This is a genomic window from Streptomyces sp. NPDC051105 (genome assembly GCF_040682795.1).
GTDB lineage: Bacteria > Actinomycetota > Actinomycetes > Streptomycetales > Streptomycetaceae > Streptomyces.
Genome location: NZ_JBFBBR010000010.1, coordinates 62670 through 75913, shown reverse-complemented (window position 1 = coordinate 75913; position 13244 = coordinate 62670). Strand labels below are relative to the sequence as shown.

Sequence of the window (13244 nt, the reverse complement as noted above, 5' to 3'; positions counted from 1 at the left end):
GTCCTAAAGGGCCCGTAGCTTCGTCGGTGTCAGGGCAACACGACCCGAGGAAAGGCGGCCGGTCATGGTCACTCACGTTTCCGCCGAAGCACAGGGCGACGAGCGCGGAGCACTGCTCTCCTTCATCGAGGAGCAGCGCGGCGGCATCCGCCGGACACTGCTCGGCGTGACCGACGAACAGGCGGCGAGCAGGCCCAGCGCCAGCGAGCTGACCCTGGCGGGCTTGCTCAAGCATGTCGCCGAGGTCGAGCAGAACTGGATCGCCCGCGCCAAGCAGGAGCCGCCCGCGATCCAGCGCGACCAGTCGAACTGGCACGAGACCTTCCAGCTGGTCGGCGACGAGACGGTGGCCGCGCAGCTCGCCTACTGGGAGGAGGTCGCCGCCGAGACGGAGAAGTTCATCCGCTCCGTCCCCAGCCTCGACGACACCTTCCCGCTCCCGCCCCAGCCCTGGTTCCCGCCGGAGGGCCGGGTCTCCATGCGCTGGCTCTGCCTCAACCTGATCCGCGAACTCGCCCGGCACGCGGGCCACGCCGACATCGTCCGCGAGTCCCTGGACGGGAAGACGGCGTTCGAACTCGTGGACCTGGAAAGGGCCTCCTAGCCACTTTCTAGTGGTGGAAGCTGGTGGCCGCGTCCTTGTCCCTGGTCAACGGATGCGGCTGCCGGCGCAGTTCGGGCAGCAGCCGGGTCAGGTCCTCCAGGAACAGCTCGGCCAGGTCCTTGGAGAAACCGTTGCGGCACACCACCCGCAGCACGGACAGGTCCTCCCGGTTCGCCGGGAAGGTGTACGCCGGCACCAGCCAGCCGCTCTCGCGCAGCCGCCGGGAGACGTCGAAGACGTCGTACGACGTCACGTGGTCGGCGGTGGTGAAGGCGAACACGGGCAGCTCGTCGCCCCGGCTGAGGAGCCGGAAGTCGCCGAGCGCCTCGACACGTGCGGCGAGCCCCGTCGCCACGTCCCGCGAGGCCTGCTGCACCGCGCGGTAGCCGTCCCGGCCGAGACGCAGGAACGTGTAGTACTGCGCGACCACCTGGGCGCCGGGGCGGGAGAAGTTGAGGGCGAAGGTGGGCATGTCGCCGCCCAGGTAGTTGACCCGGAAGACAAGCTCCTCGGGGAGCGCCTCCTTGTCGCGCCACAGTGCCCAGCCGACGCCCGGGTAGACCAGGCCGTACTTGTGCCCCGAGGTGTTGATCGACGCCACCCGCGGGAGACGGAAGTCCCACACCAGGTCCTCGTCGAGGAAGGGCGCGATCATCGCGCCGGACGCGCCGTCGACATGGACCGGGATGTCGAGGCCGGTGCGCTCCTGAAGGGCGTCCAGGGCGGCGCAGAGTTCGGCGATCGGCTCGTACGACCCGTCGAAGGTGGAGCCGAGGATGCCGACCACCCCGATGGTGTTCTCGTCGCACAGCTCGGCGGCGCCCTGCGGGTCCAGGTGGTAGCGGTCGCCCTCCATGGGCAGGAACCGGGGTTCCACCTCCCAGAAGTTGCAGAACTTCTCCCAGCAGACCTGGACGTTGATGCCCATGATCAGGTTCGGCCGGGCGGCGCCCGGATAGCGGTCGGCGTTGCGCTGTGCCCAGCGGCGCTTCATCGCCAGCCCGGCCAGCATGCAGGCCTCGCTGGAGCCCGTCGTCGAACACCCGATGGTGCCGGTCGGATCCGGCGCGTTCCACAGGTCGGCGAGCATCGCCACACAGCGCTGCTCCAGCTCGGCGGTGCGCGGGTACTCGTCCTTGTCGATCATGTTCTTGTCGTCGCACTCCGCCATCAGGACCCCGGCCTGCGGTTCCATCCAGGTGGTGACGAACGTGGCCAGATTCAGCCGGGCGTTGCCGTCCAGCATCAGCTCGTCGTGAACCAGCTGGTAGGCGGTCGAGGGCGGCAGCGGGCCGTCCGGCAGCCGGTGCGTGGGCGGGGCCTCGGCCATGCCGGCGACCGGGTTCGCCTCACCGAAGAACGGGTTGACGGACATGGAGCGCTCGCGGTGCTTCCCGGATCCTTTGTGGAGCGGCATGGCAGGTGCCTCCTAGAGCAGTTTCACAAGTCTCGGCTTCAGAAAGTTCAGCGCAGGGCCGTGCCGTCCGCCCGCAGTTGCATCTTCGGCCGTCCGGTCACCAGCAGCCAGGCGGGCAACGACGCGATGCACAGGAGGGCGAGGATGGTCGGCGAGGCCACGAGCACGGCGGCCGTGAACAGGCTCACCCAGCCCTGTCTGGTGATCGCCAACAGCATGCCCAGCACCCCTGCCGCCACGCCCACCGACGGCTGGACGGCGGGCACCAGGGCGTGGGCGCACAGGCCGAGGGCCGCGCCGATGAAAACCGACGGGAAGATCCGGCCACCGCGGAAACCGCAGGCGGCGGCCACCAGCAGCGCGGCCAGTTTGACGACCGTCATCACCGCGAACTGCCCGGCCGACCAGCCCTCGGGGTCCTTCGCCAGCTCCGCGACCTCGTCCAGTCCCTTGAAGAGCGTCAGATGGCCGCCCAGCGCGCCCAGCAGGCCGAGAACGACACCTCCGGCCGGCAGGGCCACCATGGGGTGCCCGAGGCGCCGGAAGGCCCCGTGGACGTACGGGAAGGCGTAGACGGCGAGCATGCCGAGCAGCGCGGCCACGGGGGCGATCACCAGAGCCGCCAGCAGGTCGGCCCAGCGCAGCCGGCCGACCGCGGGCAGCCCGAGGTCCAGGGCCGGACGGGCCACCAGGGCGGTCGTCATCGCACCCGCACCCGCCGCGATCAGCGGGCCGAAGAGGTTGTCCCACAGCGCCCCCTTCAGCGGCTTCCCGGCCAGCGCCTCGGAGATCACCAGGGCCGCCGCCACCGGCGTACCGAACAGCGCGCCGAGGGTCGCCGCGTCGGCCAGCGCGGGCCACAGCGAGCCCGGCATCCGGGGCATCGCGAGGCGCCCCAGCCACAACGCCAGCCCCACGTTCACGGCGATGATCGGGTTCTCGGGGCCGAGACTCGGCCCGCCCGCCAGCATCAGTACGGTCGCCAGCAGCAGCCCCGGCAGGACGACGGGCGGCAGCGCCACCGCCTCCAGGCCCAGGGTGGCCGGATCGGGCCCCGCGTGCCCGGGCACCTTCCACACCACCAGCCCGACCGCCACACCGGTCGCGGTCAGCATCACCAGCATCCACAGCACCGAGTACCGCCCGATGCCGAGCGCGTCCGGCAGGTTGTTCCAGAGCACGTGCTGCAACCGCTCCGCCAGCGAACTCACCAGCAGGTACAGCAGGCTGCTGCCGCCCCCGACGACCAGGGCGGGCAGGATCAGCGGCAGCAGGGCACGCGCGGGGACCGAGGGCGGGGTGGGCGGCGCCTGCCGCGCGGTGTCCTGGGCCACGGCCCCACCATAAGCGGGCAAAACCGACGCAACATCCTGAAGAAAACGGACGTCGGAGAGGCCTCGAACCCCAAGGACTTGCACCTCACGTGACGTGAGGACCCAAGGTGGAGCACGGAAAGGAGCGGAAGTGAGCTACTCCGTAGGACAGGTCGCCCGATTCGCCGGCGTCACCGTGCGCACCCTGCACCACTACGACGAGATCGGCCTGCTGGTCCCGGGCGAGCGCAGCCCCGCCGGGCACCGGCGTTATGGCGACGGCGACCTCGACCGGCTGCAGCGGATCCTGTTCTACCGGGAGCTCGGCTTCCCGCTCGACGAGGTCGCGGCGCTGCTCGACGATCCGGACGCGGACCCGCGCGCGCAGCTGCGCCGCCAGTACGAACTTCTGACCGCCCGGATCGAGAAGCTGCGGAAGATGGCCGCGGCCGTGGAGCACGCCATGGAGGCACGCAGGATGGGCATCAACCTCACGCCCGAGGAACGCTTCGAGGTCTTCGGCGACAAGGACCCCGAGCGGTACGCCGAGGAGGCCGAGCAGCGCTGGGGCGGCACCGAGGCCTACGCCGAGTCGCGGCGCCGGGCCGCCCGCTACACCAAGGCCGACTGGCAGCGCATGAAGGCCGAGGCCGACGACTGGGGCGAGCGTTACGCCGCCCTGGTGAACGAGGCCGAGCCGCCCGTCGGCGGGCGGGCCATGGACATGGCCGAGGAGCACCGGCGGCACATCTCGTCCTGGTTCTACGACTGCCCGTACGAGATGCACCGCTGTCTCGCCGGGATGTACGTGTCCGACGAGCGCTTCAAGGCGTTCTACGACTCGATGGCCCCGGGCCTGGCCGAACACCTGAAGGGGGCGATCGAGGCGAACGCGGCGCGGCACACGACGTGACCCGGCGCCTGTCGGGGCCTGTCCGCGCCTGTCCGGGCCTGTCGGGGCCTTGTCGGGTCAGCCTCGTCGGGTCAGCCTGGTCGGGCTGGTCGGGCTGGTCGGGCTGGTCGGGCTGGTCGGACTGGTCGGGCTCGTCGGGCTCGTCGGGATGGTCGGGCTGGTCGGGCTAGTCGATCTTGTCGACGACGACGGCCGTGCCGTACGCGCACACCTCGGTCCCCGTGTCCGCCGCCTCGGTCACGTCGAACCGGAAGGCCAGCACGGCGTTGGCGCCACGCGCGCGTGCCTGTTCCACCAGCCGCTCCATCGCCTGCGTGCGGGTCTGGACGAGCGTCTTCGTCAGCCCCTTCAGCTCACCGCCGATCATCGACTTCAGACCGGCGCCGATCTGACTGCCCAGGTGCCGGGAGCGCACGGTCAGCCCGAAGACCTCGCCGATGACCTCCCGCACCCGGTACCCGGGAACGTCGTTCGTGGTGACCACCAGCACATCGGGGTGAGGGCCCTGACCGCCGCCGAATTCCTCGATACCCATGTCCACAGCTATTCCCCAGGGCGGGCACAGTGCATCCTGGATCCACCGGTGGAACCTGGGGTGGACACATTGCGTTGATAGCTTTGTGCGGCCGCACAAGGAACGCCCGCTGTGCCTTCACCCCACAGGAGCCCGGAACCGTGATGACGCTCGCCCTCGGCCCGAGCTGGCTGGATCCGAACAACCTTCTCGACTCGTTCGGTATCTGGGGCCTGCTCCTGGTGGTCTTCGCCGAGTCCGGCCTTCTGATCGGCTTCTTCCTCCCGGGTGACTCCCTCCTGTTCACCTGCGGCCTGCTGATCACCTCGAACCAGCTGGACTTCCCCCTGTGGGGCGCCATCGCGCTGATCTGCGTCGCCGCGATCCTCGGCGACCAGGCGGGCTACATGTTCGGCAAGAAGGTCGGCCCGACGCTCTTCAACCGCCCGAACTCCCGCCTCTTCAAGCAGGAGAACGTCGCCAAGGCGCACGAGTTCTTCGAGAAGCACGGCCCGAAGTCCCTGATCCTGGCCCGCTTCGTGCCGGTGATCCGCACGTTCACGCCGATCATCGCCGGCGTCAGCGGCATGGCCTACCGCTCGTTCCTGGTGTTCAACGTCATCGGTGGTGTCCTCTGGGGCGCCGGTGTCACCCTGCTCGGCTCCTGGCTCGGCAAGATCGACGTCGTCAAGAACAACATCGAGGCGATCCTGATCCTGATCGTCCTCGTCTCGGTGATCCCGATCATCATCGAGTTCCTGCGGGCCCGCTCGAAGAGCAAGAAGGCGACGCCGGCGGAGCAGCCGCTCCCGCAGCACCCCGCCCCGCCGATGATGGACGACGCGACGACCCAGCTCCGCAGGATCGCCCCGGCGTACGGCCAGCCCCAGCAGCAGCCTCAGCCTCCGCAGCAGCCTGAGCCCCAGCAGCAGTACGGCCGGCAGCAGCCTCCGCAGCAGCAGTACGGCCAGCCGCAGCCGCAGTACGGCCAACCGCAGCAGCCGTACCAGCAGCAGCCGTATTACGGCGACAACGGCTACAGCCAGAACGGCTACGGCCAGCAGCAGTATCCGTACAGCGAGGACCCCTACCAAGCACCGTAAGCGGCAACGCCCTGCTTTCTTGGGGGCGCGGGGAACTGCGCGATCAACCCCCACGACCTGCGGTCGCGCACGGACCGATGTGCCCCCCCGAGGCGCTCAGACCGCGCCGCTCATACCGATGGGCTCAGACCGCGCCGCTCAAACTGACGCGCTCAGAACCCCCGCGTCCGCTTCGCGGCCCGCCGCTTCCCCGCCGAACCCACCCGCAGCCCCAACCGTGAGATCTCCGACCCCAGATTGACCCCGATGGCGATGGCCATGGCGAGCGACGCCGCCTTGGCCAGCGACACCAGGCCCTTGTCGACCTCGTTCTGGGCCATCGACAGCAGCCCGAAGTAGGTCGCCGAACCCGGCAGCAACGGCCCGATCGCCGCGGTCGTGTACGGCAGCGCGGAAGCGAACCGGTACCGCGACAGCAGCTGCCCGAACAGCCCCACCAGCCCGGCCGCCGCGGCCGTGGAGGCGACCGGCGAGATCCTCCCGGCGTAGTGCATCGCGCCGTAGACGCACCACGCCACCCCGCCGTTGAGGGTCACGGCGAGCACGGTGGATCGTTCCTGCTGGAGCAGCACCGCGAAGGTCAGCGACAGCACCATCGACGCGGTGATCTGCAGCAGCGGCCGCTCGGAGCCGGACAGCGTCGCGTCGGGGTTGAGCCGGCCGCCCAGCTTCACGCCGAAGTACAGGATCGTCAGCACCCCGATGACGATGCCGACGAAGAAGTACATGACCTCCAGCAGACGCGCGGCGGCGGTGATGTAGAAGCCGGTGAGCCCGTCCTGGACGCCCGCGACGAGGGCCCGCCCGGGCAGCAGCGCGAACAGTCCACCGGTGACGACGGCGGACGCCGCGACATCGACGTGGGCGAGAGCGAACGCCACCCCGATCGCGGCCGGCGGCATCGCGGCGATCATGAACTGGTAGAACTCCGGCAGCCCCCGCCCCGCGCACAGCCACGCCAGCCGGTCGCCGAGCATCGCGCCGATCGCGGCCGCCACGAACACCAGGTAGTCACCGCCGACGAGCACCGAGGCGGCCCCGGCGAGCAGCCCGCTCGCGCCGGTCAGCGCCCAGCCGGGGTACGGGTGCCGGTTGCGGCGGATCTCCGCGAGCCGACGGTAGGCCTCCTCCAGGGAGACATGAGTCTCGGGGTCGGTGAGGTCGTCCACGAGACGGAAGACGGCGGCCAGCCGTGTGTAGTCGGTCCCGCGCCGCCGTACCGTCCGGGACGCCGTCACCGGGTCGTCGACCAGCGAGGGCTGGTAGGAGATCGCCAGCAGCGTGAAGGTGACGCCAGGCTCGCAGCGGTCGAGGCCGTACGACCGGCAGACCGCGAACATCGCGGCCTCCACGTCCTCCGCGCCCTCGCCGCCGGCCAGCAGCAACTCCCCGATACGCAGCGTCAGGTCGAGCACGCGCGGAACGGCTGGCCCGCCCTCCTCGGCCTTCTGCACCGGCTCCGGCGCAGGCCGCTCGGCCACCGGCATACGCAGCATCGTGCGCATCCGGTCCTGCCAGGGCGCGTCCTTGACGAGACTGACCGTGGGGAACCCGGAGGCGGGCGTGAAGGCGGCCGGAGCGTCGTAGGCGCTGAAGGTGCTCGGCGTGGTGAACGCCGAGCCCTCCGGCTCGCCGGGCACCGGCTGCGACGTCGCCAGCCCCTTCGGCACCACGAACTCGGACGTGGTCTCGGGCTCGACGCCGGCCTCGGGGACCGCGATGCCCGCCGGAAGGGCGAACTCGGACGTGATCTCCGGGTCGTACCGCGCCTCGTCCGACCGGGGCTTGCGGTCGTCCTCCTCCGTCACCGTCGTAACGCTCCCTGAACGACAACTTCACGTACGCCTCAGTATGCGCGTGACCACACAGTGGCCACCCAAAACACGGCCCGCGCGAGGCGGCCGCCACGAAAAACGGGCCTCACGCGTGCGTGCGGCCCGTTTTCCGTGCGCGGACTGGATCAGTGACCGCCCTGCTCCTTGAAGCGCTTGTACGACCGCTCGATCTCCACCTCGGCGTCGGTGCGGCCCACCCAGTTGGCGCCCTCGACGGACTTGCCGGGCTCCAGGTCCTTGTAGACCTCGAAGAAGTGCTGGATCTCCAGGCGGTCGAACTCCGACACGTGGTGGATGTCGCGCAGGTGCTCCACGCGCGGGTCGGTGGCCGGGACGCACAGCAGCTTGTCGTCGCCGCCGGCCTCGTCGGTCATCCGGAACATGCCGATCGCGCGGCACTTGATGAGGCAGCCCGGGAACGTCGGCTCGTCAAGAATGACCAGCGCGTCCAGCGGGTCGCCGTCCTCGCCGAGGGTGTTCTCGACGAAGCCGTAGTCGGTCGGGTAGGCGGTCGAGGTGAAGAGACGACGGTCCAGGCGGATCCGACCGGTCTCGTGGTCCACCTCGTACTTGTTCCGCGAACCCTTCGGGATCTCGATCGTGACGTCGAACTCCACCGGTGGCTCCTCCATGATCAACACATAGTTCTGGTGGTTAAGTGTCCCTCACGCAGGTGTGTGATCGCGAAAGGGGCTGGTGGTCGTGCCAGAGCTGAGGCCTTGGCAGTCCGCGAAACCGCGTGTGCGGAAGATCGCGGGTGCCGTGCGACCGCGTCTGGCACGCCTGGTGACCGCCACGAAACCGCAGGTCAAGCGGTTGACGCGGGCAGTGGGGCCGCAGCTGGCACGCATCGGGCGCGCGACTGGACACCGGCCGGCCGCCCTCATCCGACCCCCTCGTCCTCGGACCTTCAAGACCTGGCAGTACACCGCGGGCGCCGCCACGGCCGGGCTCGCGCTGGCCGCCGGTGCGGTGACCGCGGCGGGCCCGTGGGACGCCGACGGTCAGCGTACGGCCGAGCGGGACCGGGCCGCCGCCCTGGAACGGACGGGTGGCGCAGATCACGGTTCCGACACCGCCGCGGCAGAACCCGGCCCCGCGCCCAGCGCCGGCTCAGTCCTGACGGGCCTGGGCGCCGCCACGAACACCGTGAAGTCGGCGCCGAGCGGGGAGCCCGCCGGAATCGGCGGAACGGCCGTCACGGACCTCCTGGGGCCCCTTCTGGACGCCTCGGCGCTCGGCGGCACCCACACCGCCGTGGTCGTCGACGTGGCCACCGGCGCGCGCCTCTACGGGGCCGGCGCCGACACCGCCCTCACTCCCGCGTCCACCACCAAGATCGCCACCGCCGTCGCGGCCCTCTCCGCGCTCGGCCCCGACCACCGCATCACCACGCGCGTGGCCCTCGAACCCGGCACCAGGGAGGTCGTCCTGGTCGGCGGCGGCGACCCCACCCTGACCGCCCGTAAGAACGCCGAAGGCTGGGCCAGCCTGCGCACCCTCGCCGCCGAGACGGCCAGATCGCTGACCGCGCGGGGCATCAAACAGATCACGCTCTCGTACGACACCACGCTCTACAGCGGCCCCGACCTGCACCCCATCGGCGTCAACGACAACCTCGCGCGCGTGAGCCCCCTCATGGCCGACGAGGCTCGCACCGACGGCTCCGTCGAGGGGCCGGTGACCCGGGTGAGCGACCCGGCGGCCGGCGCGGCGCAGAAGTTCGCCGGGTTCCTGGCCGAGGCCGGCATCAAGACCTCGGCGCCCGGCACCTCCAAGGCGAGCAGCCGGGCCGACACCCTCGCCGCCGTCTCCTCGCCGCCACTGTCCGCGATCGTCGAGCGCATGCTGACCAACAGCGACAACGACATCGCCGAGGCCCTGGCCCGCCAGACCGCGCTCGCGAGCGGCAGGCCGGCCAGCTTCGACGGGGGAGCCGCCGCGATCGACGCGCAACTCACCAAGCTGGGCCTGCCGATGACCGGCGCCTCCTTCCACGACGGCAGCGGCCTGAACCGCGACGACCGGCTGACGGCGAACCTGCTCACCGCCCTGCTCGTCAAGGCCGCCGACGCGGACCGGCCGGGCCTGCGGCCGGTTCTCACCGGCCTCCCGGTGGCCGGCTTCACGGGCACCCTGAGCAGCCGTTACACGGACGGCGCGGCAGGCGTCGTACGCGCCAAGACGGGCACCCTGACAGGCGTCAACACCCTGGCGGGCACGGTCGTCGACAAGGACGGCCGGCTACTGGCGTTCGCCTTCCTCGCGGCGGACACGACGAGTCCGCAGGAGGCCCAGGAAGCACTGGACCGGACGGCGACGGCCTTGGCGGGCCTGTGAACCGCCGCGCTCCCCGTCCGCGGACGGACCGTCCGCCTCGGCCGACGCACGCACCACCGGCCCCGCCCGCCGCACAAAACAGCCGCACCTCCACCAACCTCCACGGCCTGCCCCAAGTGGGAGCACTAACGTACGGTTGACGCATGACGAGCATCGGTGGCGCTGCTTCTTCTGGGATGGTCGACTGGAATCTCGCGGTGGCGACCGCGACCCGGCTCGTGCGGCCGGGCCCCGAGGTGAGCCGCGACGAGGCCCGGGCCATCGTCGCGGAGCTGCGGCGGCACGCGAAGGCCTCGGAGGAACACGTCCGGGGCTTCACTCGTATGGGCAACGACGACATCCACGACACCCCCGTCCTGGTGGTGGACCGCCCGGGCTGGGTGAAGGCCAACGTCGCCGGGTTCCGTGAACTCCTCAAGCCGCTCCTGGACAAGATGCAGGAGCGGCGGGCCGGCAGCCCGGGCGGTGCGGTCCTCGGCGCGGTCGGCGGCAAGGTCACCGGCGTGGAACTCGGCATGCTGCTGTCGTTCCTGTCGTCCCGGGTGCTCGGCCAGTACGAGACCTTCGCTCCCGCCTCCCGCGATCTCCCCGCGGACGAGCACGGCGGCGGACGGCTGCTGCTGGTCGCCCCGAACATCGTCCACGTGGAGCGCGAACTCGACGTACAGCCCCACGACTTCCGCCTGTGGGTGTGCCTGCACGAGGAGACCCACCGCACCCAGTTCACGGCGGTGCCCTGGCTGCGCGCCCATCTGGAGGGCGAGATCCAGGCGTTCCTGTCGGAGACCGACGTCGATCCGATGACCGTCCTCGAACGGATCCGGGACGCCGCCCAGTCGCTCGCCGGGAGCCGCCCCGAGGCCGAGGAGGACGACGGCGGACGGTCGTTCGTCGAACTCGTGCAGACCCCGGCCCAGCGCGAGATCCTCGGCCGGCTCACCGCCGTCATGTCCCTCCTGGAGGGCCACGCCGACTTCGTCATGGACGGGGTGGGACCGTCGGTCGTACCGACCGTCGCCGAGATCCGGGAGAAGTTCCAGCAGCGGCGTGCCAAGGGCGCCTCCCGGCTGGACATGACCCTGCGCAAACTGCTCGGCCTGGACGCCAAGCTCCGGCAGTACCGGGACGGCGAGCGGTTCGTGCGGGCCGTCGTCGAACAGGTCGGCATGGACGGCTTCAACCGGGCGTGGACCTCCCCGAACACCCTGCCGACCAAGGCGGAGATCGCCAAACCGGCGGACTGGGTCGCGCGGGTGCATCGCAAGGCCGAGTCGTGAACCGACGCAGGTGTGGTGAATCGGATCCTGCCCACGGCAGGCGAACGCCCCTCCAATCACCCGTCCGAGGGACCGTGAGCGAGGGGTAGGCGTGCGATGCTCGGGGAACGGCCCGTTTCTGTCACCATCGACACACTCTGAGTGACCGATCTCGGGTTCACCCCCCGAAAACTTCATGAAGGGAACCGGACATGGGTCCCCATCCTGCGGTCGCGGCGATACGCCTGGCGGTCCGCCGCGTCCTCCACGACATCCTCACCGATACCAGCCGATGCAGCCGCACCACCGGTGAGCGCGCCGGCGGGCGCATCGTCGCGCGCCTCACGCGCCCCGTCGGAGACATCCGCCCCGTCGGAGACATCCCGGAACAGTCACCGAACGAGCGGCCCCCCTCCCCGCTCGTCCTCGTGGCGTGCTCCGGCGGTGCCGACTCGATGGCGCTCGCCTCCGCCCTCGCCTTCGAGGCCCCCAAACTCGGCGTCCGCGCGGGCGGCATCACCGTCGACCACGGCCTGCAGCCCGGCTCCGACCTGCGGGCCGAAGAGGTCGTCCTACGGCTGCGCGAACTCGGCCTGGATCCCACCGAGTCGATCACCGTGACCGTCGGCCGCGACGGCGGACCCGAAGCCGCCGCCAGGGACGCCCGCTACGCCGCCCTGGACGCCGCCGCCGAGCGGCACGGCGCCACCGCGGTCCTGCTCGGCCACACCAGAGACGACCAGGCCGAAACCGTCCTGCTCGGCCTCGCCCGCGGCTCGGGTATCCGCTCCCTGTCCGGAATGGCCGCGGTCTCGGGGGCCGACGGCCGTTACCGCCGCCCGTTCCTCCAGCTGGACCGGCAGACCGCCCGCAAGGCCTGCATGGTCCAGTCCCTGCCGGTCTGGGACGACCCGCACAACGTGGACCCGGCCTACACCCGCTCCCGGCTCCGCCACGAGGGCCTGCCCGCCCTGGAGAAGGCCCTCGGCAAGGGCGTCGTCGAGGCGCTCGCCCGCACCGCCCAGCTCTCCCGCGACGACGCCGACGCCCTGGACACCTGGGCCAGCCAGGCCGAGGCCTCCGTACGGGACGCGGCGGGTCTGCTGGAATGCGCCAAGCTCTACGCCCTGCCACCCGCCGTGCGCCGCCGGATCCTGCGCCGCGCGGCCATCGAGGCGGGCGCACCGGCCGGTTCGCTCTTCGCCCGGCACATCGAGGAAGTCGACCGGCTGATCACCGGCTGGCGTGGTCAGGGAGCCATCAATCTCCCCGGCAAGGTCGTGGCCCAGCGCCAGGGTGGCAGACTGGTGATCCGGCAAGGCTGATTCCGTACCCCCCGGGGTCCGGGCTCCGCCGGTGGGACGACCGAAAGTGATGCGGGTGGACGCGAAAGACATGGGTGCCGACCTTCAGCGGGTACTCATCACCAAGGAAGAGATCGACGCGAAGCTGGCCGAGCTGGCCGCGAAGATCGACGCGGAGTACGCGGGCAAGGACCTGCTCATCGTCGGCGTCCTCAAGGGCGCCGTGATGGTCATGGCAGACCTCGCCCGGGCGCTGTCCACCCCCGTCACCATGGACTGGATGGCCGTGTCCTCCTACGGGGCGGGCACCCAGTCCTCCGGTGTGGTGCGGATCCTCAAGGACCTCGACACCGACATCAAGGGCCGGCACGTCCTGATCGTCGAGGACATCATCGACTCCGGACTGACCCTGTCCTGGCTGATCAACAACCTCGGCTCCCGCGAGCCCGAGACCCTGAAGATCTGCACCCTGCTGCGCAAGCCGGACGCGGCCAAGGTCGCCATCGACGTCGAGTGGGTCGGCTTCGACATCCCCAACGAGTTCGTCGTCGGCTACGGCCTCGACTACGCCGAGAAGTACCGCAATCTCCCGTTCGTCGGTACGCTCGCGCCTCACGTCTACGGCGGCTGAACCCCGGCTGATAC

At 70.7% G+C, this 13244-nt stretch carries 12 protein-coding genes; 7 read left to right on the top strand and 5 right to left on the bottom strand.

Features of this window, described 5'->3' with window-relative positions; all coding sequences use genetic code 11:
- Window positions 1-64: 64 nt before the first annotated feature.
- Window positions 65-604: a DinB family protein gene (locus AB0N16_RS24775; RefSeq protein WP_365800156.1), complete on the top strand. Its 540-nt coding sequence runs from the start codon at window positions 65-67 to the stop codon at window positions 602-604.
- Between the two features lie 7 nt (window positions 605-611).
- On the opposite strand, the gene AB0N16_RS24770 is transcribed toward AB0N16_RS24775, so the two are convergent.
- Both AB0N16_RS24770 and AB0N16_RS24765 read right to left on the bottom strand, forming a co-directional pair.
- A complete protein-coding gene (locus AB0N16_RS24770) occupies window positions 612-2021 on the bottom strand; it encodes a glutamate decarboxylase (RefSeq protein ID WP_365800154.1) in 1410 nt (469 codons plus the stop codon).
- Window positions 2022-2068: 47 nt separating this feature from the next.
- Entirely contained in the window at window positions 2069-3355 is a 1287-nt protein-coding gene (locus AB0N16_RS24765; protein ID WP_365800152.1) for an ion channel protein, read from the bottom strand.
- A 130-nt stretch (window positions 3356-3485) separates the two neighbouring features.
- Here AB0N16_RS24765 and AB0N16_RS24760 point away from each other — a divergent pair, with 130 nt between their 5' ends.
- A complete protein-coding gene (locus AB0N16_RS24760; RefSeq protein ID WP_365800150.1) occupies window positions 3486-4247 on the top strand; it encodes a MerR family transcriptional regulator in 762 nt (253 codons plus the stop codon).
- A 166-nt stretch (window positions 4248-4413) separates the two neighbouring features.
- Here the strand turns inward: AB0N16_RS24760 and AB0N16_RS24755 are convergent, their stop codons facing one another.
- Complete coding sequence (locus AB0N16_RS24755) at window positions 4414-4782, bottom strand: YbjQ family protein (RefSeq protein ID WP_365800148.1); 369 nt, start codon at window positions 4780-4782, stop codon at window positions 4414-4416.
- 140 nt (window positions 4783-4922) lie between these two features.
- On the opposite strand from AB0N16_RS24755, the gene AB0N16_RS24750 reads away from it, so the two are divergent.
- The gene (locus AB0N16_RS24750; RefSeq protein ID WP_365800146.1) at window positions 4923-5864 is read left to right on the top strand and encodes a VTT domain-containing protein; all 942 of its coding nucleotides are present in this window, start codon (window positions 4923-4925) and stop codon (window positions 5862-5864) included.
- A gap of 152 nt (window positions 5865-6016) precedes the next feature.
- Here the strand turns inward: AB0N16_RS24750 and AB0N16_RS24745 are convergent, their stop codons facing one another.
- Both AB0N16_RS24745 and AB0N16_RS24740 read right to left on the bottom strand, forming a co-directional pair.
- The gene (locus AB0N16_RS24745; protein WP_365800144.1) at window positions 6017-7672 is read right to left on the bottom strand and encodes a threonine/serine exporter family protein; all 1656 of its coding nucleotides are present in this window, start codon (window positions 7670-7672) and stop codon (window positions 6017-6019) included.
- A gap of 152 nt (window positions 7673-7824) precedes the next feature.
- Window positions 7825-8316, bottom strand: coding sequence for an inorganic diphosphatase (locus AB0N16_RS24740; protein WP_046730908.1), 492 nt, complete (start codon window positions 8314-8316; stop codon window positions 7825-7827).
- A 124-nt stretch (window positions 8317-8440) separates the two neighbouring features.
- On the opposite strand from AB0N16_RS24740, the gene dacB reads away from it, so the two are divergent.
- The 4 genes from dacB (at window position 8441) to hpt (ending at window position 13230) form a co-directional block, all read left to right on the top strand.
- On the top strand, window positions 8441-10039 hold the full coding sequence (gene dacB, locus AB0N16_RS24735) for a D-alanyl-D-alanine carboxypeptidase/D-alanyl-D-alanine-endopeptidase (protein ID WP_365800142.1): 1599 nt from the start codon (window positions 8441-8443) through the stop codon (window positions 10037-10039).
- 143 nt (window positions 10040-10182) lie between these two features.
- Complete coding sequence (locus tag AB0N16_RS24730; protein WP_365800140.1) at window positions 10183-11316, top strand: zinc-dependent metalloprotease; 1134 nt, start codon at window positions 10183-10185, stop codon at window positions 11314-11316.
- Window positions 11317-11507: 191 nt separating this feature from the next.
- Entirely contained in the window at window positions 11508-12620 is a 1113-nt protein-coding gene (gene tilS / locus AB0N16_RS24725) for a tRNA lysidine(34) synthetase TilS (RefSeq protein ID WP_365800138.1), read from the top strand.
- A gap of 49 nt (window positions 12621-12669) precedes the next feature.
- On the top strand, window positions 12670-13230 hold the full coding sequence (gene hpt, locus AB0N16_RS24720; protein WP_351747268.1) for a hypoxanthine phosphoribosyltransferase: 561 nt from the start codon (window positions 12670-12672) through the stop codon (window positions 13228-13230).
- Window positions 13231-13244 lie beyond the last annotated feature (14 nt).